Origin of the sequence: Fulvivirga sediminis, from assembly GCF_016757215.1 — a bacterium.
GTDB classification, from domain to species: Bacteria; Bacteroidota; Bacteroidia; order Cytophagales; family Cyclobacteriaceae; genus Fulvivirga; species Fulvivirga sediminis.
Map to the genome: position 1 here is coordinate 196,369 of NZ_JAESIY010000001.1, position 24,700 is coordinate 221,068.

20 protein-coding genes are annotated in these 24,700 nt (G+C 37.7%); 8 read left to right on the plus strand and 12 right to left on the minus strand.

Annotation, left to right across the window (positions count from 1 at the left end; genetic code table 11):
- Positions 1–22: 22 nt before the first annotated feature.
- Positions 23–319: a ribosome hibernation-promoting factor, HPF/YfiA family gene (gene hpf / locus JL102_RS00905; protein ID WP_202241699.1), complete on the plus strand. Its 297-nt coding sequence runs from the start codon at positions 23–25 to the stop codon at positions 317–319.
- A 79-nt stretch (positions 320–398) separates the two neighbouring features.
- Positions 399–1,493 carry a mechanosensitive ion channel family protein gene (locus tag JL102_RS00910; RefSeq protein WP_202241701.1) on the plus strand — a complete coding sequence of 365 codons (1,095 nt, stop codon included), beginning with the start codon at positions 399–401 and terminating at the stop codon, positions 1,491–1,493.
- Here JL102_RS00910 and metK read toward each other — a convergent pair.
- The 3 genes from metK to JL102_RS00925 form a co-directional block, all read right to left on the minus strand.
- Positions 1,490–2,743, minus strand: coding sequence for a methionine adenosyltransferase (gene metK / locus JL102_RS00915; protein ID WP_202241703.1), 1,254 nt, complete (start codon positions 2,741–2,743; stop codon positions 1,490–1,492). The two genes, JL102_RS00910 and metK, sit on opposite strands and share 4 nt — an antisense overlap.
- A gap of 84 nt (positions 2,744–2,827) precedes the next feature.
- Positions 2,828–3,535 carry an SAM-dependent methyltransferase gene (locus tag JL102_RS00920; RefSeq protein ID WP_202241705.1) on the minus strand — a complete coding sequence of 236 codons (708 nt, stop codon included), beginning with the start codon at positions 3,533–3,535 and terminating at the stop codon, positions 2,828–2,830.
- A 10-nt stretch (positions 3,536–3,545) separates the two neighbouring features.
- A complete protein-coding gene (locus JL102_RS00925) occupies positions 3,546–4,415 on the minus strand; it encodes an AraC family transcriptional regulator (protein WP_202241707.1) in 870 nt (289 codons plus the stop codon).
- A gap of 202 nt (positions 4,416–4,617) precedes the next feature.
- On the opposite strand from JL102_RS00925, the gene JL102_RS00930 reads away from it, so the two are divergent.
- On the plus strand, positions 4,618–5,220 hold the full coding sequence (locus tag JL102_RS00930; RefSeq protein ID WP_202241709.1) for a hypothetical protein: 603 nt from the start codon (positions 4,618–4,620) through the stop codon (positions 5,218–5,220).
- A 93-nt stretch (positions 5,221–5,313) separates the two neighbouring features.
- Positions 5,314–5,529, plus strand: a complete 216-nt coding sequence (locus tag JL102_RS00935) for a DUF2905 domain-containing protein (RefSeq protein WP_237390281.1) — start codon at positions 5,314–5,316, stop codon at positions 5,527–5,529.
- A 7-nt stretch (positions 5,530–5,536) separates the two neighbouring features.
- On the opposite strand, the gene JL102_RS00940 is transcribed toward JL102_RS00935, so the two are convergent.
- Positions 5,537–6,301, minus strand: a complete 765-nt coding sequence (locus JL102_RS00940; RefSeq protein WP_202241711.1) for an alpha/beta fold hydrolase — start codon at positions 6,299–6,301, stop codon at positions 5,537–5,539.
- Positions 6,302–6,360: 59 nt separating this feature from the next.
- Positions 6,361–9,570 carry a caspase family protein gene (locus JL102_RS00945; RefSeq protein ID WP_202241713.1) on the minus strand — a complete coding sequence of 1,070 codons (3,210 nt, stop codon included), beginning with the start codon at positions 9,568–9,570 and terminating at the stop codon, positions 6,361–6,363.
- Between the two features lie 99 nt (positions 9,571–9,669).
- Between JL102_RS00945 and JL102_RS00950 the strand changes: the two genes are divergently transcribed.
- Complete coding sequence (locus tag JL102_RS00950; RefSeq protein WP_202241715.1) at positions 9,670–11,310, plus strand: TolB-like translocation protein; 1,641 nt, start codon at positions 9,670–9,672, stop codon at positions 11,308–11,310.
- On the opposite strand, the gene JL102_RS00955 is transcribed toward JL102_RS00950, so the two are convergent.
- From JL102_RS00955 to JL102_RS00980, 6 genes are all read right to left on the minus strand, one after another.
- Positions 11,307–12,767, minus strand: a complete 1,461-nt coding sequence (locus JL102_RS00955) for a cryptochrome/photolyase family protein (protein WP_202241717.1) — start codon at positions 12,765–12,767, stop codon at positions 11,307–11,309. The two genes, JL102_RS00950 and JL102_RS00955, sit on opposite strands and share 4 nt — an antisense overlap.
- A 31-nt stretch (positions 12,768–12,798) precedes the next feature.
- Positions 12,799–13,275, minus strand: coding sequence for a gamma-glutamylcyclotransferase family protein (locus JL102_RS00960; RefSeq protein ID WP_202241718.1), 477 nt, complete (start codon positions 13,273–13,275; stop codon positions 12,799–12,801).
- A 141-nt stretch (positions 13,276–13,416) separates the two neighbouring features.
- Positions 13,417–15,234 carry an acyl-CoA dehydrogenase family protein gene (locus JL102_RS00965; protein ID WP_202241719.1) on the minus strand — a complete coding sequence of 606 codons (1,818 nt, stop codon included), beginning with the start codon at positions 15,232–15,234 and terminating at the stop codon, positions 13,417–13,419.
- 108 nt (positions 15,235–15,342) lie between these two features.
- A complete protein-coding gene (locus JL102_RS00970) occupies positions 15,343–16,518 on the minus strand; it encodes a thiolase family protein (RefSeq protein ID WP_202241720.1) in 1,176 nt (391 codons plus the stop codon).
- Positions 16,519–16,688: 170 nt separating this feature from the next.
- A complete protein-coding gene (locus JL102_RS00975) occupies positions 16,689–19,088 on the minus strand; it encodes a 3-hydroxyacyl-CoA dehydrogenase/enoyl-CoA hydratase family protein (protein ID WP_202241721.1) in 2,400 nt (799 codons plus the stop codon).
- Positions 19,089–19,113: 25 nt separating this feature from the next.
- A complete protein-coding gene (locus JL102_RS00980; protein WP_202241722.1) occupies positions 19,114–19,545 on the minus strand; it encodes a MarR family winged helix-turn-helix transcriptional regulator in 432 nt (143 codons plus the stop codon).
- A 274-nt stretch (positions 19,546–19,819) separates the two neighbouring features.
- Here JL102_RS00980 and JL102_RS00985 point away from each other — a divergent pair, with 274 nt between their 5' ends.
- From JL102_RS00985 to JL102_RS00995, 3 genes are read left to right on the plus strand one after another with little or no spacing between them, the layout of a single operon-like run.
- Entirely contained in the window at positions 19,820–21,085 is a 1,266-nt protein-coding gene (locus JL102_RS00985) for a sensor histidine kinase (RefSeq protein WP_202241723.1), read from the plus strand.
- Positions 21,075–21,752, plus strand: coding sequence for a response regulator transcription factor (locus JL102_RS00990; protein ID WP_202241724.1), 678 nt, complete (start codon positions 21,075–21,077; stop codon positions 21,750–21,752). Before JL102_RS00985 ends, JL102_RS00990 begins: the two co-directional genes overlap by 11 nt.
- Positions 21,753–21,798: 46 nt before the next feature.
- The gene (locus JL102_RS00995) at positions 21,799–22,854 is read left to right on the plus strand and encodes a PA0069 family radical SAM protein (protein ID WP_202241725.1); all 1,056 of its coding nucleotides are present in this window, start codon (positions 21,799–21,801) and stop codon (positions 22,852–22,854) included.
- Here JL102_RS00995 and JL102_RS01000 read toward each other — a convergent pair.
- Positions 22,851–24,698: a 7TM diverse intracellular signaling domain-containing protein gene (locus JL102_RS01000; protein WP_202241726.1), complete on the minus strand. Its 1,848-nt coding sequence runs from the start codon at positions 24,696–24,698 to the stop codon at positions 22,851–22,853. The genes JL102_RS00995 and JL102_RS01000 overlap by 4 nt on opposite strands.
- Between the last annotated feature and the right edge of the window lie 2 nt (positions 24,699–24,700).

Genomic DNA, 24,700 nt, shown 5'->3' on the forward strand with positions numbered 1-24,700 from the left:
ATAACCTTTAAACTTTAAGATTATGAAGTTACAAATGCACTCAATCCACTTCGATGCCGATCAAAAACTGATCGATTTCGTCCAGAAGAAAGTAGATAAGTTGGAGACATTTTACGATAGAGTGATTGATGGAGAGGTGTTTTTTAGGTTAAACAACTCTGGAGTTGAAAATAAAACCGTAGAAATAAAATTAAATATACCCGGAAATCAACTTTTTGCGAAGGAAGATGCTAAAAGTTTCGAAGAGGCTACTGATCTTGCAACAGAGGCATTGAGAAGACAGCTCAGGAAATTTAAGGTTAAACAAATGGCACATTAAGACGTTAAATTTTAATAAATTTAAAAAAGGGGTTCAGAAATGATCCCCTTTTTTATTTTCTTGCCTAAAATCATTTATTATGGATATAGAAACACTCATGCTGGAACATCCTACAATTAGTGCTATTGGCATATTTATTCTGGCGTTTCTGTTTACACTGGTTGGTCGCTTTATATTATTTAAAATATTCAAGCATTATGCGAGAACAGATGATCTTATCTTATTTGACTCTTTAGAAAAGCGATTACGAGGTTCTGTTTTTTTATTTTTCCCATGTATAGTGCTTCATTTTGCTATAGGCTATCTATCACTTGACCCGGAATATGTAATCATTGCTAAGAAGATCCTAGAGGTAATCATTATTATTTCTATTGCAATTATCCTTATTAGACTTATAGGGGTGATAGAAGATGTCCTTTTTGCGAAATATGACATGTCTCAGGCCGATAACCTAAAAGCAAGAAAGGCTCGTACCCAAATTATTTATGTAAAAAAAATGGCTATGGTAGTGGTAGCCGTAATAGCCGTAGCGATAATACTTCTCAGCTTTGATAGTGTAAGGAAATATGGAGCTACCATACTTACTGGTGCTGGGGTGGCAGGTATTATAATAGGTTTTGCTCTGCAGAAAACGCTGGCTAATTTATTTGCTGGTATACAGATAGCCTTTACCCAGCCTATAAAGATAGATGATGCAGTGGTGCTTGAAAATGAGTGGGGATGGATAGAAGAGATTAACCTTACTTATGTGGTGGTGCGCATTTGGGATATGCGCAGATTGGTATTGCCTATAACCTATTTTACTGAAACGCCTTTTCAGAACTGGACGCGTACTACAGCTCAGATATTAGGAACAGTTTTTTTATATGTTGATTATACGCTACCGTTAGATCCGTTAAGGCAGCATTTTGAGAAGGTCCTATCAGAAACGGACCTGTGGGATAAGGATGCTAAAGCTTTTCAGATAACGGATACCAGTGAGCGAACTATGACCGTAAGGCTCCTTATGACCGCTAAAAACTCCCCAACGGCTTTTGATTTAAGGTGTCATGTAAGGGAGCATATGATAGACTTTATACAAAAAAATTATCCTCAATGCTTACCACAAACCAGAGCTGTGCTGGCTGGGGATAACATTGAGGATGTTAAAAGGGAAAAAAGATTTGACCATTAAAGGCCAAATACTTCTTTTACTTTATCTACATAGTCTAGCTTTTCCCATGGGAATAGCTCTACTTCTTTGGTGATTTCGGTACCATTGGCAGCTACAAAGGTTTTAGTAACTACTTTGTTTTCACGGCCCATGTGGCCGTATGCAGCAGTTTCAGAGTAAATAGGGTTACGAAGCTTAAGTCTTGTTTCTATAGCGTAAGGGCGCATGTCAAATATCTCTTCCACTTTCTTAGCTATTTCACCGTCATTTAGGTCTACTTTAGATGAGCCGTAGGTGTTAATGAATATACCCATAGGTTCTACCACACCAATAGCATAAGAAACCTGAACTAATACTTCATCAGCTACTCCTGCGGCTACCAGATTTTTAGCAATATGCCTAGTGGCATAAGCAGCGGATCTATCTACCTTTGAAGGATCTTTTCCGGAAAATGCGCCTCCACCATGTGCTCCTTTGCCTCCGTAGGTATCAACAATGATCTTTCTGCCAGTAAGGCCTGTATCTCCATGTGGTCCGCCTATAACAAACTTTCCGGTAGGGTTAATATGATATTTAATATCATCATTAAATAATTTTTGAATCTCTGGTTTTAGCTGAGCTTTTACCCTTGGGATCAAAATATTAATAATATCTTCGCGGATTTTTGCTAGCATCTTCTCTTCACTGTCAAATTCATCGTGTTGAGTAGATAGTACTATAGCCACTATTCTTTGAGGAACGTTGTCATCAGAGTATTCAATAGTTACTTGGCTTTTGGCGTCTGGTCTCAGGTAATTTATCTCACTGCCTTCTCTTCTTAAAATAGCAAGCTCTTTAAGCATTTTGTGAGATAGGTCAAGCGCTAATGGCATATACTCATCAGTTTCACTGGTAGCATATCCAAACATCATACCCTGATCGCCAGCTCCCTGATCTTCAGGATTACCTCTATCTACTCCCTGATTAATGTCAGGAGATTGCTCATGAATAGCTGAGATAACGCCACAAGAATTGCCGTCAAACATATATTCGCCTTTGGTATAGCCAATTTGATTAATGACATTTCGTGCGATTTGCTGAACATCAAGATAAGCCTCAGATTTCACCTCTCCGCTAAGTACGGTAAGGCCGGTAGTTACCAGTGTTTCACAAGCTACTTTAGAATTAGCATCAAAAGCAAGAAAATTATCTATAAGTGCGTCAGAGATTTGATCCGCTATTTTATCAGGATGGCCCTCTGAAACCGATTCGGAAGTAAATAAGTAGGGCATTCGTTATTTTATAATTGTTTGGTTTTAAAGTCGGGCAAAATTACCTGAATTTAAAGTAAAAAAAAATCGTATCAATTGCTCAAATTAACTGGAAAATAAAATAAATACAGTAGGTACTTTATGAAGCTCTATTTTTTGCTTTTTCCACTCTGCTGCTGTTTGGCTTTTTATAAACTCTTCAGTTCCTGAAACATCTTTGGCTACACATATTTGAGTAGAAGGGCGGCAGGTTTTGGTCAATGTTTCCAGCATTTGATTGTTTCTATACGGAGCTTCAATAAATATTTGTGTTTGCAAATGCTTGATTGAGTCCGCCTCTAGTTGCTTGATCGCGGTTTCGAGCTCTTTCTTTTTTATAGGAAGGTACCCATGAAAAGCAAACTTTTGACCGTTAAAACCAGAAGCCATTAAAGCCAGAAAAATAGAGGAAGGCCCTACTAAAGGAACTACTCTGATATTTTTTTTATGCGCGTAAGCTACTGCTCTAGAGCCAGGATCGGCAATGCCTGGGCATCCAGATTCTGATATTACTCCTACATTTTTTCCTTGTAGCAAGGGTTTGAGAATTTTTTCTACAGTGCTATCGGTGGTCTTTTTATCAAGAACTTCAAATTGCAGTTCTTCAATGGTTAGGCCCAGTTTAAGGCTACTGATAAACCTTCTCGCCGTTCTTACATTTTCTACTGCAAAGTGTTCAGTATTCTTTATTACTTGTCTTACTTGTTCGGGTATTACGTCAGTCTGGTTCTCTGAAATACTTGAGGGTATCAAGTACAAAATGCCATATGCCATCTATAGGAAATTAATTCAATACTTTTTTTAATTCACTTCTGTATTTAGAAGGGCTTTTGCCTGTAAAGGCTTTAAACTGCTTATTGAAGTGTGAAAAGTTGTTAAACCCACATTCGAAAGATATTTCTGTGATGCTAGTATGGCTTTCAGAAAGTAGCTTGGAAGCATGTACCAAGCGGTACTCATTTACAAACTGTGTAAAGGTTTTACCAGATATCTTTTTGAAGTATCTGCAAAAGGCAGGAACGGTCATGCTCACTTTGTCAGATATTTCTTCCAGACTTATAGGCCTTTGGAAATTTTCTCTCACATATTTATATACTAAATTGATCCTTTCATTGTCTTGAGGTTCAATTTCCATAGCATAGCCGTCTACGTTAAGTATTGTATATTCTTCCGATATGGCTAGTTCCTTTAAAATACTTAATAAGCTTACGATTCTTTCCAGAGGGTCTAGGTTAACTAGGTTTTCAATTTTAGCTCCTGTGTTTTCTTTGGTCTCGCCATGAAAAACAACTCCTCTCTTGGAGCGTTCCATAAGCTTTTTAATAGCGGACATCTCAGGTATGTCAAAGAAATTTGGCCCAAGAAAATCTTCTCTCATTTGAATGATAGTTTCTGAGCTATTAGCTGTAAGCCTATCAGTAAACCCAAAGTGTGGTAAATTCGCTCCGATAAATATCAAATCTCCATTGCTAAAATAGGACATCTGATTACCGATATGTCTCTTACCACTACCACCTTTTACATAGGCAATCTCCATTTCAGGGTGTATGTGCCAATAAGGTAGCTTGTTTCTGCACGGATCTGCGTATCTCTTCACGTGAAATGATGTTCCAAACGCAGGGTTAATCTTTTCTAATCTCGGTTTTTTTGCCATCTACGATACCCGTTAAAAATCATGCTTTAATAGCGCAAATATATAAAATTAACCCCATTGTATGCAATATTAACCCGCCCTATAATGTTAACTTTATATGAAGTTAATTTAGCACATAAAGTTGTAAATCGGGTAGTAGTGAACCGTCATTTTTACGTCTATGTTTGTAAAAGATTTATTTGCAAACAAAACGCAATAAGAGATGAAACAACTTATTAAAAACAGCCTACTAGTGATCTTGTTCTCAACATCACTACTTTCGTTTGCCTCCGGTGCTTCTCCATATGTAAAGGTGAAGAGATTTGATGGGAAGAAATTTGTAGTAATAGTAAAATCTGCTAATCCCACTGATCTTCAGATATCATTAAGAGACAGAAATGATTTTGAACTTTACGCAGAGAGACATGCGGATGTAAAAGATGGTTACGCCAAAAAGTTTGATGTGGCCGATTTACCTGACGGTAGCTATTTTCTTGAAATTGAAAATGCTCAGAAAATAGATGTTTATTCATTAGAGATAGCTCAAGGGAAGTTGAGTATTGAGAGTGATAACAGAGTAGCTATCTTCAAACCGCAGGTATTCCAAAAAGGAAACCAGGTGGATATAGCAATGCTAAAGTACTTAAATGTACCAATGAAGTTTAGCATTCTTAACAACACCAACGACATTATCTATGAAGACACTTTGGCTGATAGCCAATCTGTTAACAAAAGATATGATATGTCGAAGCTTGATCCGGGTATCTACACTTTGAGATTTAACCTGGCAGGCAGATTATTTACGAAATCAATTGATATACAATAACAGTAGTAGCGTTTATTCATGAGGGAAAGACCGTCTCGAAAGGGACGGTTTTTTTATTTTGTACGTTTGCTAATTGTTTGTCAATTTTAAGGTATGATGGCTAAATTTCTGATAATTATAGGAGTCATTCTGGTTATCATAGGCATGATACTCCATTTTGAAATAAAAATACCTTTTTTAGGAAAGCTCCCTGGAGATATTGATATCAAAAGGGAAAACTTTCGGTTCTACTTTCCTGTGATGAGCAGCATTATATTAAGTGTGCTGCTGTCATTAATTGTTTTTATTATCCAGAAGCTGAAAGGATAAACTGTTTTTATCTAAGGAAGTCCAGAATGAGCTTAATCACTTCTTCGCTTTTCTCTGCATGCACCCAGTGTCCTGCCCCTTCTATTGTTTTTACTTCTGAATTAGGAAATAGCTGAGTGATAAGAATAATATCGCTATCCTGAACATAATCTGATTTGCCTCCTCTGATAAATAGTACTTCTTTTTCAATAGCTAGTCTATCTTCCTGACCTTCTCCTATCGCCTCTATTTTTTCGTTGATTACATCCAGGTTAATCTTCCATTTATAGCCTCCACTCTCATTTCGAGCCAGGTTTTTCAAAAGAAATTGCCTGGTGCCGAGGTCAGGAACATACTCTGAGAGTTGTTTGTCAGCATCTCCTCTCGATTTAATGGCATCAAGATCAATTGATTTTAATCCTGTTAATATTTTGTCATGATGTACAGGGTAAGCTTTTGGGGCTATGTCTACCACTATCATTTTTTCCCACTCATCAGAATAGTTAACCGAAAATTTCATGGCTGCTTTTCCGCCCATGGAGTGGCCTAATATAAATGGCTTATCCAGCTCATGCTTCTCAATAAACTCATGCAGATCATCGGCCATAGCCTGGTAAGAAAATTCATCACTGTGTGGTGAATCTCCATGATTCCTTTGGTCTAATAAATATACTTTAAAGTGATGTTCTGCTAGTTCTTTAGCTATAGTGAGCCAGTTATCTGCTGACCCAAATACGCCGTGTAGTATGATTAGAGGCTTTCCCTCTCCTATTGCTTTATAATTTAATTCCATAATAACTTATTAGGTTCTACTTTGCTAAGTTAACGCATTAGCTATGCAATAGTCACTAATTAATCTATTACTATAGGAAAATCATGGCCATGTGAGAAGGAGTTAGGAAACTGCATTTTACCCTTATATTTTCTGGAATACTCTGGCACTTGATCTTCTAAAAAGGATTTGAGTTCATATACAGTAATTTTCCCGTCTTTAGGGGCACCGTCGGCATCACCATTAAGTGCTTTTAGCAGCACATAAGTGAAGATTCCATGTCCTAGTTCCTTAAATTCCACTGCTGCCTGTTCACTTCCTGCTGATGCAAGCACATGGGTTCCGGTGCTTCTGGCGAGCTGTGCTAGTGCTTTCTCCTCTTCTGATCCTCTTTCGGCTAGTACCTCTACTCCACTACCAGATTGGCAGGCATCAATAAAAAGCACTTGCTTTAAAGCGGCTATTGATTTTAGTTTGCTCTGAATTTCATAAGCGTTAATGGCATCTTTAGCTAGTTTATCTTTATGATATAGCTTGATGTTATCAGAGGGGATAAAGTAAAACTCTGAGTCTGACATGCTGCCATGGCCGGCATAATAAAAAAACAAAACATCTTGTGGCTTAGCTCTCTTGGCTAGAAGATCCAGTGTGGTGAGTATTTTTTCTCGAGAAGCTTCTTCATTAATCAAAGATATAGCTTCTATTCGTTCAAAAAGTTTCTTTGATTTATGAGAGATTATATCCGAAAACCCAGAGGCATCTGCTACCGCATAGTTGAGGTTAAGGTCTGTGTTTTTATATTTATTAATGCCAATGGAGAGCAGGTAAAGCGTAGAGCTAAGCCTTCCCTCCATTTGAATGCTCACTTTTTTAATGTCTGATTGTACTCTGCCTTGGCTAAATGCTATTGCTGATATTTCATTTTTACCTGGCACTAGCTCTATTTCCTGATTGACGACTATAGTATTGCCTTTCTGAACTTGATTTTCAATCGGTACTGCTTTCCCATTATTCATCAGTATAATTTCATCTATGCCTCCACCCTGATCAATTATTCGAATAAGTACTGAAGCCTTTCCGGATTTAAGTGTTTCTCCCTGATGAGGAGTAAGTATATCAATTTTGGGAGGTGGAGACTTTTTTATCTGTTCATTGATGTGTAAGTGATTTTTAGATGATTTGTTGAAGACTTTTTCTAATAAATCAGGTTCATAATATTTTTCAAAAAACTGGCTGGCACTATAACTTTTCATGCCATCTACAAAAGCTACTTTATCAAAAGCATCAGGGGTGCCATTGAAATACCCTTTAGGGCTGATGACCATCCAGTCCTTTCCGTTCAGAATAATATATGTGATAATTTCTTGCCCACTTTCAGTGTCCCAAATTTTAATCATGCCATCTTCACTTGAGCTAATAAGGTATTCATTATCATCAGAAAAAGATAGGTTGGTAACTGCAGCTTGGTGCCCTTTTAGTTTTTTTGTTACTTGTTTTGTGTTCGGGTCAACAATGCGTATGACCCTGTCATTACTTCCTACAGCTAATTGGTTGCCGTTTTTATTATAGCAAACGGAATAAAGAGGAACATTAAAATTGAGTCTCCATTCTTGTAATCCGGTAGCTACGTTCCAAAATTTAAGCCTACCATCCCAGGATACAGAGGCTACATTTTGCTGGTCAGGCGTAACGGCGAAGGAGCTGATAACATCCGAATGTCCTATAAACTCTCTGGCAGGAGTACCTGAGTCCATCTCGTATAGACTTAGTTTTTCATCTAGGCTAGCCACTATTGCATAGAGGTCGGATTTAAAGAAATCTATTTTGTAAGGAGAGGCCTGGCTAAAGTTATAGCTTTTTATAAGCTCTCCGGTATTTAAGTTCCATCTCTTAGCGGTGCCATCCCAGCTACCGCTTATTATTTGATTATTTTCCTGATTTACATTGAGAGAAAATATGACATCTCTATGGCCTTTTAATATTGTTAGTTGCTTTCCAGTAGCTACATCCCATATTCTTATGGTGCGGTCAGCACTTCCGGTTATCAGTTGTTTGCCGTCAGGGGTAAATACTAAGGTAATTATAGCTTTTTCATGGCCTATAAACTCGCGTATCAAGGTGCCAGATTTTATATCCCAAAGCCTTACCACATTGCCAATTTTACCTTTGGCCAGGTATTTCCCATCAGGAGAAATGGCAAAATCATTTTTAAGGTCCGTGTATTTTTTTATGTAATAATCCCAGCGAGAATTAGGGTCATAGTCTAGACCTCCTTTGTCTTGGTTTACCAAGTACCCTCCCATCTTTTTTATGAGCTGGCCAGTGAAGGCATCGTATATGTTAATACTTTGATCATCACTTACTATTACAATTTGCTTACCATCAGGACTAAAGACAGCATCAGTAGCAGACTTTTCATACTCTAGTGCAATAGCATATAACAATGTTTTTTGTGGCCATTCATATACTTTTAACGAATCTTCACCCAAGATCAAAATAGCGCTATTGTCAAATTGAATGTCTATAGCTTCATAGTGAGGTAGTTGGGTATCAATAGAAAAGCCTTCATTAGTTTCCAAATCCTGTATTTGAATGGGCTGCCTATTGGGGGCCATCACAAGTAGCTGTCCGTCTTGGCTATATTGAACTTTAGTGGCACATCCTGCGCAGCTGTGGTTTTTCGGTTGGTTTTGACCCATCTGTTCACCACTTTGCACATCAAAAATAGTGGTGGTGTTATTATCATTTCCTATAGCCAGGTATTTTCCATTTTTACTGAAATCTGCAGATATGCCATACCCCATGCTATGATCAGCATCGGTGCGAAAGCTTCTTATGGTATCTCCGGTTTGTAGATTCCAAATGTATCCTTTCCAAGAATACCCACCAGTAAAAAGCATTTGGTCATCATTGCTTAAAGCAACTTTGTTAAGCTGAGTTTTAGGTGTTTCGTAAGTTCGGATGATTTTGCCAGATACTATTTCCCATAGTTTGGCGGTGCCGTCTTCACTGCCACTAACAAAATGGAGTCCATCTGAGGTAATTGCTATGTCTTTTACCGTGGCGGTATGTCCAAAATAGGTTCTTATCTCACGGCCTGATTCAAAATCCCAGAGTTTAATGGTGTTATCTTTACTGCCCGTGAGCAGGTACTTTCCATTAGGAGTAAAGGCCACTGATTTGATAGGCCCGTAATGACCTCGTTGAATAACAGTCTCTAGCTGTTGTGACATACTCTTATAAGCACAGCCTAGCAGGAAGGTGATAATTAAAAGTAAGTAGACTCTCACTGGCGTATTCTTATTTGCAAGCTTGAAGTTAGGGATTTGTTTTGGAAATGTTTTTGCTAAAATCCTTATATTTAGATTTATAACTAAATAGCTGTTTCTATGAAAGGCATCTTTTTTTCTGTGCTTTTGTGCTATGTTGTTGCTTTAAAAGGGGTTTCTCAAACTGAGGTTCGACCACTTCCTCCTAACATTAATAGGCCTTCCATTAACTTGTTTGCTCCTTTTATTAGTGGAGATGGTAAAACTATTGTTTTTTTATCTGACTATACCGATGACGGTTACCATGGCATGCGCTGGGCCACAAAAAAAACAGTTTCTACCTGGAATGACGGGTTGGAAGTCAATAAGTTGATTAATAGGGCCACTTTAAATTTCAGAGGAGGCTATAGTCTTAGCTTTGATGGTGATTTAATGATTTTTACTTCTAGAAAATCTGGTTTGGGAGGCTTTGATTTATGGTATAGTAACCGCAGAGGAGATGACTGGGAAGCTCCTAAAAACTTTGGTAAACCTATCAATAGTAGTACCAATGATGGTTGTGGAATGCTTTCGCCCGATGGTGAATATCTTTATTTTATGAGGTGTGATCAAATGGAAGCCTATCAAGGAGCCAGTGGTTGTAAACTCATGGTAGCTAAAAAAACTTATAATGGCTGGGAGGAGCCAGTGCCTTTGCCGGATAATATTAATACTGGTAACTCGCAGGTGCCAAGGATATTAGCGGATGGTGAAACTTTGATTTTTTCATCTGATCAAATGGGAGGAAAAGGAGGTTTTGATTTGTTCATGAGTCGGAAAGAAGGTGATGGCTGGTCCGATCCCGTTCCGATGGATTTTATTAATACTGAGAAAGATGATCAGTTTATTAGTATTCCGGCTAAAGGAAGGTATATGTATGCAGAGATAGATGGTATAAAGGATAGAGAAATAGCAGAGATACTTATACCTGAAGAATTTCAACCGAGCAAGGTGATGAGAATTAGGGGAAAAGTAACTGATGGAGTAACAAATGAACCTCTAAACGCCAACCTTACTGTTTTCAACGTAGATATGAGAGATCGGTTATGGAATGAGAAGGTAGGTAAAAAGGGAGAATTTGCCATAGTTCTCAAAGAAGGTTCTGTATATGATGTTTCTTTAGATGTTGAAAATAAAGGGTATATGTATTTTTCAAAAATATATGACCTTAAAGAAGTAGGCTCTCGTGACAAAGAGATTTTAAATATTTCTCTTGAACCTATGAAAGCAGGATCACAATATCCGCTGGATGTACTATTTGAAGAAAATTCCGCTGTTCTGGATGAAGATGGTGTTTTTGAGTTGAGGCGTGTGGCTGATTTGCTTAGAAAGAATGGAGAAATGAAGGTGGAAATTGAGGTGGTTTCCAATAACTATCAGGAAGATTCCGTAGCTTCAGAGATGCTGACTGAGGTGAAAATGGATACCACTTATGAGGCTCATTCTAATACAAAAGCCTCAATGGATACAGTGCAGAGTATAAATACTGCTAAAGTTGGGATAGAGGAAAGAGATAGTTTGGAGATGGACGATCATGAACCTGCTTTTAGGTTGATCAAGATTTATCATAATGACCGTAGCGAGAAACAGGCTGAAGCAATTAAAACCTATATTGAAGGAAGAGGTGTAAAAGAAGATCGCATAAAGCTAAAATGGAGTAAAGAGGAGAAAGGAGAGGCAGGAAAACCAATTAGTGTTAAAATGAAAATACTGACTCTCTAGAGATTATTTAAAAATTCTTCTGCTATGTTTATATGTTGGTGAAGCGTTTTTTTATCCATTTTTTCCAACATTTTAACCACAAATGACATGCGATGATTTTTACGGAATTCATTTTGATGGGTATTTAAAAAGCGCCAATAGAGGCCATCCCATATTTCACACCATTTGCCCTTTTTATAGTTACTCATTTTGAGTACATAATTAGAGCTGGAAATGTAAGGCTTGGTGGTAATAAGTCCCCCATCGGCGTATTGTGTCATGCCATATACGTTGGGTACCATAACCCAGTCATAAGCGTCAATAAAAAGAGACATAAACCAAGAGTAAATATCGTCAGGATCAAATTCGCACAACAGCATGAAGTTGCCCAAAATCATTAGTCGCTCTATATGATGGCAGTAGCCCGTTTGTAGCACTTTGTTAATAGTATTGTCAATAGGTTCTATGCCTGTAGTGGCACCCCAAAATGACTGAGGTATTCTTCTGTTGTGGTTAAAATGATTATTGGTTCGTTCAAAAACTCCTTCAAAGGCATAAATGCCACGCATAAATTCTCGCCAGCCTATTATTTGCCTAACAAACCCTTCTAGACAGTTAAGTGGGTAATTGTGTTCTTCATGTTTTTTGAAAAGAGTTTCTATAGCTTTTTTTGGTGTAATTAAGCCAATATTTAAAGCAGGTGTAAGTACAGAATGAAAAAGGAAGTGGTCATTTTTACTTATAGCATCTTCATAATCTCCGAAGAGTTGCATGCGGTTATCTAAAAAGTCTATGAGTGATTGTTCTGCCTGATAATGAGTAATAGCGTAGCTCACTCCCTCTAAGCTACCGTAGTTTTGATCAAAGTGTTTTTTTACATATTCTTTGGCTTCTTGCGCGTAATGATTTTCTTGTGGTTGATATGGCTCGGGAATAGATATATCTTTTGGTAATTTTTTTCTGTTCTCCTCATCATAGCTCCATTTGCCTCCTTGAGGCTCGCCATTGTTAATTAAGATATCATGTTTAATACGTTGCTTTTTATAAAAACTAGCCATGAAATATTTTCTATCTGGCAACATTTCCTTTAAATCTACAGGTGTGGATAGGAAGCCAGGACTATCGTAAGCTATAAGATCAATTGAATATTTTCTGGCACTTATTCGAAGTCTTTTTTCGAGGAGGAAGTCAGTTGTTTTTACATAATGAATCACATTGACCCTTTTATCCAGGATTTTTTCGAAAAAGTGGTTTAGGCTAGTATGTGAATGAGCATCAATATATTTGGTGGTATATTCTTTTTGATTTAGGTAGCTTTCATAATATTTCATGGAAGCGCGGTGCAGCCATATTTTTTTCTTATGAAATTTTAACTGGGTAAAATAAAGATGGTCCTCAATAAGGTAAACCTTCCTATCACTCTTTATGGCAGGGTTAGGGTAGTATAGCTGATGTGGAAATACAATGGAGGCTTCCATGTATAAGCTAACAGCTTCAAATTGTTAAAAGTTATTTATACTCAGATACAGGGATAGAATCTATTTGCTTCAGTTTTTCATAATATTCCTCACTTATAAAGTGCTTTGCTTTTAGCAGATGAAATAAATGATTATTAAGAGGTTTCAATCCTTCCTCACAACGAGAATCATTGGCTATATACAAATAAGCTGTTTCAGTCTCTCCATTCCTAAGCTTCACTTTATGGTTCTCTTTTTTATAGTCTACCGGAAAGTTTTCATAAAGATCTATATAAGTTACTGATGCCTCGTCTGTAGTGATCAAAATGCCTTCCACTTGATCAGTATAGCTTTGAATAATATTAGCATACCCAACCCCTGGCAAATCATAGTCTTTCACGTTAAAGGTTAGTTGGTATTCTGGTAAAATTGCAGGCTCTGCTTTAAACACTTTCACTTTTAATCGTTCCAGATGCTCTATATCCATGTTAGAGCCATAAGCAAAATATTTCACCCTGTTTTTATACACTAGATTATATTTGGGTCACTGAAGGATCATAACATATATATTAAAAATAATGTTTCTGGATTTGATTTATATTAAAAAAAGAAGCCATAAATTCTTAAAGAATCTATGGCTTGCAATTACAAGAGAGTTTTTTTATTTCTTTTAGAAGGTGTACTCATTTTTTTCGATGATATGATCAGCAATTCTTCTGCGAGCATCTTTAAGGTTAAAAGGCTCTAGCTTGGTAAACCTTTTTAATCCCATAAGCATCATACGCTGTTCATCTCCTTGTGCAAAAGCATATATCGCCTCTTTTCCAGCAGATGCTGCTTTTTCAACTGCTTCATAGAGATATACTCTCATCATGTCAGCTTCTATTTTCATAGCATCTTCACCTTTTTGGGCTACTAGTTTTTCCACTCTCAATAAGCAAGATTCTGCCACATAGCCTTCAATAAGCATGTCAGCGAGATTCATGAGAATTTCCTGTTCACTGCTAAGTTTTTGCATGAACTTTTGAACGGCGGCTCCCGCTACCATAAGTCCTGCTTTTTTCAGGTTGAGTAATGCTTTTTTCTCTTTAGCAAATAAGGTTTCATCGTCAGAGGCCCCAAAGTCAGGAATAGACATCAGTTCTTTTTGTACCTCCATGGCGGGTTTCATAAGATCTAAGTGGCCTTTCATAGCTCTTTTTAGGAGCATATCAATACAGAGCATTCTATTGATCTCATTGGTTCCTTCAAATATTCTGTTTATACGTGCATCACGATAAGCGCGATCCATAGGGCTTTCTGCAGAGAAACCCATACCTCCATAGATTTGTACACCCTCATCTGTAACATAATCTAGTATTTCAGAACCGTGAACTTTTAAGATTGCACATTCAATAGCAAATTCTTCTACTGATTTTAATCTGGCTTTAGCCGGTTCCATGCCATTTTGCACTAGTCTTTCATAAGCATCATCAATATTTTGGCCTGCGCGATAATGAGCTGATTCAGAGGCATAAACTTTAGTGGCCATTTCAGCCAATTTATGTTTGATAGCGCCAAAGCTGGAGATAGCTGTGCCGAATTGCTTTCTTTCATTTGCATAATTTACAGCATTATCTATTACTGCCTTGCTACCACCTATGGCTGCTGCACCTAGTTTAATTCTGCCTATGTTAAGAATGTTTACTGCTATTTTAAAGCCGTTTTCTCTTTCAGAAAGCATGTTCTCAACTGGTACTTTGCAGTCATTGAAAAAGATTTGTCTGGTAGAAGAGCCCTTAATTCCCATTTTTTTCTCTTCTTCATTCATGGTAATACCGCCGAAGTCTTTTTCTACGATAAAGGCAGAGAGGTTTTTGTCATCATCAATTTTGGCAAAAACTATGAATACATCAGCGAAGCCGCCATTGGTTATCCACATTTTTTGTCCGTTGATAATGTAGTGTTTTCCATCATCAGTAAGCTTGGCTTTGGTTTTGCCTGAGTTAGCATCAGATCCTGAATCTGGTTCTGTAAGACAGTATGAAGCTTTCCATTCTCCTGAAGCTAGTTTAGGAAGGTATTTGGCTTTTTGCTCATCATTGCCATAATATAAAATGGGTAGTGTACCTATACCGGTATGTGCAGAAATGGCTACTGCAAAGGAGTGACCTGCGCCGAGTACTTCTGTTACTAGCATGGAAGTGTTGAAATTCATTCCAAATCCACCGTATTCTTCTGGTACAGAGGTCCCTAGAAGACCTAGCTCACCCGCTTTATCTAGCAGAGAAGGCATAAGCTCAGGTTGCTTCATAGAGTCTATTTCGTCTAATCGGGTAAGAATTTCTTGTTTTAGAAAATCTTTGCAGGTTTGAGCTATCATTTTCTGTTCTTCACTCCATTCTTCAGGAATAAATACATCTTTGGCGTCTGTCTCTTTAATTAAAAACTCACCACCTTTTATGGCTTCTGTAGTTTCTTTTGATTGTTCCGTTGCTGTAGTGCTCATAAGTAATTAGATTTTTAGAAGGTAGTATTGAGGCTTATAGCTCAAATCAAATTTTTTGTTGATTAATGTTTTAAAGTGCTTGATTCAATTTTAGGTCTTATACACTTTTTACTTCAGGAATTCATATATTCCTGCCACTCCTTGTCCTCCGCCTACACAAGCGGTGACCATACCATATTTGCTGCCTTGTCTTCTTCTCATTTCATTGAGCAAAGTGATTGATAGGCGTGCTCCTGTGCTACCAAGTGGGTGCCCCAAGGCAATAGCTCCACCGTTTACATTTACTTTAGACATGTCCATTTCCAGATCACGTATTACGGATAAAGATTGAGCAGCGAAAGCTTCGTTTAGTTCTATTAAGTCAATGTCTTTAAGTTTTAGGCCTGCTCTGTCAAGTGCTTTAGGCACTGCATAGGTAGGACCTACGCCCATAATACGGGGCTCTACTCCGGCTACAGCGTAGCTTACTAATCTGGCAATTGGCTCTAGTCCGAGTTCTTTCACTTTTTTCTCTGACATCACTACTACGAAAGCAGCACCATCATTAGTAGGAGATGAGTTTCCTGCTGTTACTGATCCGCCAGCGGCAAATACAGGCTTTAGTTTGCCTAAAACCTCCACGCTAGTATCCGCTCTTGGGCCTTCGTCAGTATCTACGGTGTATTCTCTATTCTTCTTTTTACCGTCTTCTACATAAGTTTCTTTTACGGTAATCGGCAATATTTCATCTTTAAACTTTCCTTCTTTCTGAGCTGCCACAGCTTTCATATGAGAGTTATAGGCAAACTCATCTTGCTCATCTCTGGAGATTTTCCATTCTTGAGCTATCTGCTCAGCGGTAAGCCCCATGCTCGTGTAATAGTCAGGGTGCTCAGCAGCAATTTTATAATTTAATGCAGTTTTATACCCCATTACTGGCACCATAGACATGGATTCTGTTCCTCCTGCAATCACGACATCAGCCATGCCTGCATTAATCTTTGCTGAAGCTAGATGAATAGCCTCTAAGCCAGAGCCACAATAACGGTTGATCACCATGCCTGGAGTGTCTATACCTAAGGCCATGAGGGAAATCATTCTACCCATCTGCATGCCTTGCTCTGCCTCTTGTACGGCATTACCTACTATGAGGTCGTCCACCATTTCATTTTCCAGGCCATCAATAGAGTTTACTAAATGTTTGATGGTTTCTACAGCCAGGTCATCTGGACGGGTGAAACGAAAGCCACCCTTTTTAGCCCGACCTACTGCTGTTCTATATCCTTTTATTATATATGCGTTCATTGTTTCTTTAGTTTTAGTGATTAGTATTTAGTAAATAGCTCCTAGTCTATTAGGGACTTTTCAAAGGCTGGACACTGCTTTTGCTCAACCTTTATATCCTTATAGCTACTCATTTTTAAATTGTTACTAACTTCTATGTACTAATTACTATCTGCTCAATACTATATTCTTTAATTTCTCAATGGTTTTCCAGTAGTTAAAATACTCTGAATTCTTTCCAATGTTTTCTTTTCTCCAGTGAGAGAAAGGAAGGCTTCTCTTTCTAAATCAAGAAGATATTGTTCTGATACTTCCTGAGGATAAGAAAGGTCTCCTCCACTCATTACATAGGCTATTTTATTGGCTATTTTCACATCGTGATCAGAGATGTATCTTCCCATTTTCATGCCGTGAACACCTGCCATAAATAAAGCCATACCTGTTTTACCTTGTACTTTAATATTGGTTGCCTGAATAGGTTGCGTATAGCCTGCTTCAGCTAGTTCTAGTACAGTTGCTTTGGCTTCGGCTATTTGTCGGTCTTTATTAATAGTTATTTTATCTTTTGAACTTAATATGTTCATGCCTATGGCCTCATGAGCTGACGTGGCTACTTTGGCTGTAGCTATGTTCATAAATGAGTTTTGTAATGCATTGAGCTCTACATCACCAGCCTCTAGGGAGTCAGATACTCTCTTAGTAAGTTCTTTAGTACCGCCGCCGCCAGGTATAAGGCCAACGCCTACTTCCACCAGACCTATGTAGGTTTCTGCTGCTGCTTGTACTACATCAGAGTGCATAGTCATTTCACAACCACCACCGAGAGTAAGTCCGTGAGGAGCTACTACTACAGGTACCGATGAATACCTTACGCGCATCATGGTGTTTTGGAAGTGCCTGATCATGAAGTCTACTTCATCATATTCCTGCTCTATGGCATACATGAAGATAAGCCCGAGGTTGGCCCCTGCTGAGAACTGTGCGCCTTGGTTTCCTATAACCAAGCCATGGTAGTCTTTTTCTGCCATATCAATGGCTTTGTTAATTCCTTCTACTACTTCGCTGCCCAGTGTATTCATCTTACTGTGGAATTCTATATTGAGAACTCCATCTCCAAGGTCGAAAATGGAAGCTCCAGCATTACTCCAAAGTTTTTTGCTTCCTCTGATATCATCTAGAATAATATATTCTTCGGCTCCAGGTATAGCTTTATATGATTTAGACTCTATATCATAATAATGCTTCAGGCCATCTTTAACGGTGTAAAAGGCGTCAAACCCTGCATCGAGCATGTCGTATACCCATTGGTTAGGCTTATAGCCCATTTCTTCCATTTTTTCAATGGATTTTTTTACGCCTACAGCGTCCCAGGTAGAAAATGGGCCTACTTCCCAACCAAAACCAGCACAGATAGCGTCATCAATTTTATAAAGCTCATCGGCAATTTCCGGAATACGGTTAGACACATAGGTGAATAGAGCATAGAATGAGTCTCTATAGAATTCACCTGCTTTATCTTTACCGGCAAATAGGGCTTTGAACCTTTCTTTTAAATTGTCTATAGGTTTGGTGGCTTCAAGGGTGGCGAAGCTAGCTTTAGCTTTAGGCTTATATTCTAAAGTTTTTAGGTCAAGGGTAAGAATTTGAGTTTTACCTTTTTCATCCTTAGTCTTTTTATAGAAGCCTTGTCCTGTTTTATCTCCAAGCCACTTGTTTTCTTCTAATTTGGAAACTACTTCTGGTAGTTTGAAAATTTCCCTTCCTTCATCATTAGGCAGCCCTTGATATAGTCCGTTAGCTACTTTTATTAATGTATCAAGACCTACTACATCAGAGGTTCTAAAGGTAGCGGATTTTGGCCTTCCTATTACCGGTCCTGTAAGTTTGTCTACTTCATCTACATTGAGATCTAGCTTTTGCATAGTATCTATTACCTTAAGGATGGCATAAATACCTACACGGTTAGCTATAAAGGCAGGCGTGTCTTTACATAGTACGGTAGTTTTTCCTAAATACAAATCTCCATAGTTCATGAAGAAATCTACTATCTCAGGATCTGTTTTAGGTGTTGGGATAACTTCAAGTAACTTTAAGTAGCGTGGTGGGTTGAAAAAGTGCGTGCCACAGAAGTGTTTTTGAAAGTCTTCGCTTCTACCATCAAGCATGAGGTGGATAGGAATACCAGAAGTGTTAGATGTGATAAGCGTGCCTGGCTTGCGGTACTTTTCTACTTGGTCAAATACCTTTTTCTTAATATCCAAGTTTTCTACCACTACCTCTATGATCCAGTCATAGTCTTTGATCTTTTCCATGTCATCATCAAAGTTTCCTAAAGAAACTCTGCTGGCGAAGGCATTGTCATACAGTGGTGCAGGTTTAGATTTTATAGCAGTGTCAAAAGATTGTTGTACAATCCTGTTTCTTACTACTTTGTCTTCTTGGGTGAGTCCTTTTTTCTTTTCCTGCTCGTTGAGTTCACGAGGGACAATATCCAACAAGAGCACCTGTACTCCAATATTCGCGAAGTGACATGCTATGCGGGAACCCATGATTCCCGAACCTAACACGGCTACTTTGTTAATTCTTCTCATTGTTGATTTTACGGTTTTCAGTTGTTTATATTTTATTATGTTCTATAGTCCTATTAATGGTTTCAATAACTTCAAAAAAGGTGTTTAATTTTTCATTTGAAATTTCTTCCTTAAGATGGTTATTAAAAGCCAGTACGGTTTGTCTTGAAAATTCCTTTTTGCGTTTGCCTACATCAGTGAGGTGTATTCTAACAGATCGTTTATCAGAGGCATCGGGTTTTCTGTAGATTAGACCTTTCTCTTCCATATTTTTCAGCACTCTCGTGAGGCTTCGGGATTCTAAACCCATAAGCGGCGCTATTTTGGTTGCAGGTGTGCCCTCTTTTGATGAAATATTGAGAAGGACAAATCCTATTGAAGTAGTTATTTCTTCCTTGGCCGCTTGCTGATTATACATTCTTGATATAGCATGCCAAGTGGTCTTTATATTATGATCTATAGTTTCTTCTCTCTTCACTGCAATCGTTTTAAAGTGCGCTTAACAAATATAACTAAATATGTTATGCATGCATACTAATTGTTTGAGAAATTTTTTTAGTGTAATTAAACGCTCCTCAGGCGGTAATTCATGCTCTTATTTCCATCAAATAGAGGTTGAAATACTCAAGAACGATTTTCAAAAGATCAATTTATGTCAATTAATATAAGAAAAAAGGCAGGATATTTTTATAATGTTATTTCTTTGAAAGTTGTTATCAAATCAGTTATTGAATAAAAAGTAGCTTTGAGTTATGAGGAGAACAACCATCCGTTTGCTAGTCATATTGGCAGCTATATCTATCATAGGTATTGTAGTGACTCAAACCTATTGGTTTAAACAGGCCTTTAATACCGAAACGGAGCGTTTTGATAGAGAAGTGAATACGGCTCTTTATCATGTAGCACAAAGCTTTTTTAAATTAACTGATGCAGAACCTGCAAATAATCCCATCAAACAGCTTTCTACTAATTATTATGTGGTAATGATTAACAATGAAATAGATGCGGGCCTTTTAGAGCATTTATTAAGATCTGAGTTTGAAAAAAGGAATATCTCTGCAGATTTTGAATACGGTATTTATGACTGCACCAGCGATAAGATGGTGTATGGTAGTTATGTTTCTATGACTCCGGATAGGCCTGTTTCCTCTACCACTATGCTACCTAAGTGGAAGAATCAGAATTATTATTTTGGTGTACAGTTTCCGAATAAAGCTTCTTTCATCACTGATAGGATGGGTATATGGATATTTTCTTCTACTGTGCTTTTCACAGTGGTAATATTTTTTGCTTATGCTCTTTTCGTGATTTTAAAACAAAAGAGGCTTTCAGAAATTCAGAAGGATTTTGTTAATAACATGACTCATGAATTTAAAACGCCAATTGCTACTATAGCTTTATCTACAGATGTACTTAAAGATCCAAGTATTGTAGAGCAGCCAGAAAGGCTTAGAAATTATGCTATGATCATAGAAAATGAAAACCTTCGCTTGAAGCATCAGGTGGAGCGAGTGCTGCAAATGGCCAACTTAAACAAGCATGAAATTAGTCTGAAATCAGAGTTGGTGAATGTGCATCATATCATAGAAGATACTCAGAAGAGCATGATGCTTGGCTTAGGAGAAAAGGGGGGGGATATCATTTGCCAACTAGAGGCAGAAAATGCCGAAATTATGGGCGACAGGCTGCACCTCACTAATGTAGTTTTTAATTTGATAGATAATGCCATTAAATATTGTGCTACTAACCCTACGGTTATGATCAGTACACATAATGAAAATGGACGCGTTTTCATAGAAGTAAAAGACAATGGTATAGGCATTAGTAAGCAGCATCAAACTAAAATATTTGATCAGTTTTTCAGGGTGCCTACGGGAAATATTCATGATGTAAAAGGGTTTGGCCTGGGCTTGAATTATGTTAAAATAGTAACCAGAGCTCATAAAGGAACCATAGAAGTGTGCAGTGAACCTGATAGAGGAAGTACTTTTGAAATCAGTTTTTTAAATGTCAAATAGAAATATTTTACTGGTAGAAGATGATAGTAGTCTGGGTTTTGTAATTCAGGATAACCTGATACAACATGGCTATAAAGTGTCTCGTTGTTACAACGGCGATGAGGGGCTGTCTGTATACCAGAATGAGTCCTTTGATTTGTGCATTTTAGATGTAATGCTACCCAAGAAAGATGGCTTTACCCTGGCACAAGAGCTGCGAAAAATTGATAATGAAGTGCCGATTATTTTTTTAACGGCCAAAGCCATGCAGGAAGATAAACTGACAGGTTTTGAGGTAGGTGGCGATGACTATATTACCAAGCCATTTCATATGAGAGAGCTTATTTACAGGATTGAGGTTTTTCTTAAGAGAACTAGCCGTAAGCCAGGTGTCTCCACTTTCGCTATAGGCAAGTATGTCTTCGATCATTCCAACCTTAGTCTGAAATTGCATGGTAAAGAAAAAATGCTTACTCAAAAAGAAGCTGATGTTCTAAGAGTTCTATGTTCTCATAAAGGGGAAGTAGTAAAGAGAGAAGATATTTTGAAGGAGGTATGGGGAAGTGATGATTACTTTGTTGGCCGTAGCATGGATGTTTTTATTTCTAAACTAAGAAAATACCTTAAAGATGATCATTCAGTAGAGATTATTAACCATCATGGTGTAGGCTTTAAATTTCTATGCTAAAACTATATAAAGTAGTAATTACTAAAAATATTGGTAAATTTACTTTATGGATCGAGATTATAGAAAAGGAAGAGGATCACAAATTCAAACCAAGAATCCTTATCTAAGTCAGGAGTACGTAACAGAGCACTGGGAAGGGCTGGATGAAGAACTGCTGATGGAGCAAATTCCTACTCAGATTTTATATGAGACTCCCAAAAAAATAGTAAACAAGGTAGAAAGCCCTGACGTAGGTATGGCCTATTCATTGAATCCATATCAGGGGTGTGAGCATGGCTGTATCTATTGTTATGCTCGTAAAACACATGAATATTGGGGGTATAATGCAGGTCTTGATTTTGAAACAAAAATAATAGTTAAGAAAAATGCCCCTGAGCTTCTAGAGAAGCATTTTCTTCAAAAATCATGGAAACCTGAAACCATTATGCTATCTGGTAATACTGACTGTTATCAGCCAATAGAGAGGAAATTAGGGATTACAAGGAAACTGCTAGAGGTCTTTTTGAAATACAGGAACCCGGTTGGCATTATTTCTAAGAATGTAACTATGCTCAGAGATCTTGATATCCTGAGTGAATTGGCAAAGCTTAATTTGGTGAGAGTAACTTTGTCGATCACCTCTTTAGATGAAAAGTTGAGGTCTAAACTAGAACCTCGGACAGCAAGTGCAGCCAGAAAGCTGAAGGCTATAGAGCAAATGACCAAAGCAGGAGTACCAGTGTCGATTATGAATGCTCCTATTATTCCAGGTTTAAACCATCATGAAATTCCTCAGATCATAAAAGCTGCGGCAGATCATGGAGCTGTTTCTGCAGGCTACACTGTGGTCAGGCTCAATGGATATATTGGAGAAGTCTTTGAAGATTGGCTGAGGAAGAACTTTCCTGACCGATTTGATAAGGTGTGGAACCAAATCTGTGAAGTTCACGGTGGAAATGTAAATGATAGTGAGTTTGGTCGTAGGATGCGTGGATCCGGGCAGATATCTGATATAATCTCACAGCTTTTTCATGCTTCAGTAGAGAGGCACATGAAAGGGCGTCATGTCCCTACAATGGATACCTCGCTTTTTAGAAGAGGAGGCCATTATAAGTTGTTTTAATTCAGGTGGGCAGTAAAAAGATCATGGATAAGTATGTTCGAGCTGTCTGCAGACTGGTATACACTTTCAATTTTCTTTTTGAAGTTCCAAACCGTATTACGACGAAGATCTAGCATCTCACTGAGTTCGTCTAGAGTGTAATCAACATCTTTGTTATTGGTAATATAAAGTATATAAAAGGCCTTTTCAATAGGAAATTTTATTCGATGAAATACGGTGTGGCTGGTTATCGATTCGTCATAACCACATTTAGAACACCTTCTAGCTAATTTTGATTGTCCGTCTGAATATTTGGTGTTACCACATTTCTGACATTCATAACCAGCCCCCCATTTAAGCTTTTCAAGAAATTTATAACAACTAATTTTATCAGGGAAAATATTATTAAACTGTTCCGGAGTCAGGTTTTTATTGATTAGCCGGTCTTGGAGAATTTCCTTTATATTGTTTTTTAACTTCCAGTTATCCAGGTCTAACATAGAGTTAATCTTATTAATCTCGTTAGTTTGCTCATACAGCTTTTGATTGCTTTGCTCCAAAAGCAGATTTTTTTCTTCTAGCTGCTTGGTTCTTTTGGCTACCAGGTTTTCCAGCTCCTTATTTACCTTGTCTTTCAGTTTTACATTTTCCTGGTGCTGAATTAGCGTTCTTTTAAGAGCCCTATCACGGTTATCTTTTAGTATTCTTACCCTATCGCTCAGGGCGAAGCTTAGAAACAACATTTCAAACAAGAAGCATATGTGCAGGCTGTAATAGGTGATGATATTGAAAGGCAAAAAGGTAAGATTAAGCAAAGCTTTGAACAAAAATCCCAAGAACAACATGCCATAAGCCATTACGAAAAAACGGGCGGGTTTATAACCTCTTATAAGTACGTAAATGCCTGCATAGAAAATGAGAGAGAGCGGAATGATTTCTATGTTTCTTTTCTCAAACATAGAATTATCAATGAAAAGAGCATATAAAAATAATGCAGTTCTCAGCACAATAGTCCATTGCAAAATGATATGCAACTTAGGGGCCCTTACTTTGGTGTTTAAAAACCTCTGACCAAATACCAGTGACCAGAAAATAAGCAGAAAGAGAGCAAAACCATAGGCAATCTGATTCCAGTCAGGCCAGTTAGGCCATAGGTATTGGTACGCTATGCCATCTACGCACATAGCATACACGCCCACACTTAGAATATAAAATGTGTAAAAAAGATATTTGCTTTCGCGAATGGCTGTGTAAATGAGTAAGTTATAAAGGCTGATAATTAATATCATGCCATAAAATAGACCATAGAGGTAATACTCATTAAGTGAATAATGAATGAATCTGTTGATGGTTCTAAGGGCTATTCTCACATCGGCCTTGGTGGCTGAGCGAAACATGAAATAAAACTCTTGTGTACCTTTAAGCTCTGAATCTAGTGGTATTTCAAAGTTTTTATGTAAAAAAGGTTTCTGATCAAAATTGTAGCGATCGCCTAAAATGAGCTTTTTATATTTTCCGTTTTTATTGGGTATATAGGCTTCTATGTGGTCTATAGTTTGGTCATAAAACTCAATAATCCACTGCTTTTGTGTTCCTTCAGGAAATCGCACCTTCATTTTTACCCAATAGGTAGAGCTAGGGTCAAAATCTTTCACAGCAAAGTTTTGATTGCTTCTGAAGAGTTCAGGTTCGTGCTTCAGTTTTTCGAATGACGTTTTTCCGGTAGCATCCTGATAAAATTTTAAGTGATTGATGGCCACAATTTTTTCTTCTTGCTCACTGTTGAGTCTGATAATCTGACCATTTACCTCCGCACAAATCAGTAAAAAAAATATACTGATAGAAAAATTTCTAAGTAGCTTCATGA

Excerpts from the sequence above, each read along its gene's own strand:
- JL102_RS00955 (WP_202241717.1), bottom strand. The coding sequence starts at position 12,767 with ATGGAAGCCTCCATTGTATTTCCACATCAGCTATACTACCCTAACCCT.
- metK (WP_202241703.1), bottom strand. The coding sequence starts at position 2,743 with ATGCCCTACTTATTTACTTCCGAATCGGTTTCAGAGGGCCATCCTGAT.
- hpf (WP_202241699.1), top strand. The coding sequence starts at position 23 with ATGAAGTTACAAATGCACTCAATCCACTTCGATGCCGATCAAAAACTG.
- JL102_RS01000 (WP_202241726.1), bottom strand. The coding sequence starts at position 24,698 with ATGAAGCTACTTAGAAATTTTTCTATCAGTATATTTTTTTTACTGATT.
- JL102_RS00975 (WP_202241721.1), bottom strand. The coding sequence starts at position 19,088 with ATGAGAAGAATTAACAAAGTAGCCGTGTTAGGTTCGGGAATCATGGGT.
- JL102_RS00930 (WP_202241709.1), top strand. The coding sequence starts at position 4,618 with ATGAAACAACTTATTAAAAACAGCCTACTAGTGATCTTGTTCTCAACA.
- JL102_RS00910 (WP_202241701.1), top strand. The coding sequence starts at position 399 with ATGGATATAGAAACACTCATGCTGGAACATCCTACAATTAGTGCTATT.
- JL102_RS00920 (WP_202241705.1), bottom strand. The coding sequence starts at position 3,535 with ATGGCATATGGCATTTTGTACTTGATACCCTCAAGTATTTCAGAGAAC.
- JL102_RS00935 (WP_237390281.1), top strand. The coding sequence starts at position 5,314 with ATGATGGCTAAATTTCTGATAATTATAGGAGTCATTCTGGTTATCATA.
- JL102_RS00985 (WP_202241723.1), top strand. The coding sequence starts at position 19,820 with ATGAGGAGAACAACCATCCGTTTGCTAGTCATATTGGCAGCTATATCT.
- JL102_RS00925 (WP_202241707.1), bottom strand. The coding sequence starts at position 4,415 with ATGGCAAAAAAACCGAGATTAGAAAAGATTAACCCTGCGTTTGGAACA.
- JL102_RS00990 (WP_202241724.1), top strand. The coding sequence starts at position 21,075 with ATGTCAAATAGAAATATTTTACTGGTAGAAGATGATAGTAGTCTGGGT.
- JL102_RS00950 (WP_202241715.1), top strand. The coding sequence starts at position 9,670 with ATGAAAGGCATCTTTTTTTCTGTGCTTTTGTGCTATGTTGTTGCTTTA.
- JL102_RS00970 (WP_202241720.1), bottom strand. The coding sequence starts at position 16,518 with ATGAACGCATATATAATAAAAGGATATAGAACAGCAGTAGGTCGGGCT.
- JL102_RS00940 (WP_202241711.1), bottom strand. The coding sequence starts at position 6,301 with ATGGAATTAAATTATAAAGCAATAGGAGAGGGAAAGCCTCTAATCATA.
- JL102_RS00995 (WP_202241725.1), top strand. The coding sequence starts at position 21,799 with ATGGATCGAGATTATAGAAAAGGAAGAGGATCACAAATTCAAACCAAG.
- JL102_RS00965 (WP_202241719.1), bottom strand. The coding sequence starts at position 15,234 with ATGAGCACTACAGCAACGGAACAATCAAAAGAAACTACAGAAGCCATA.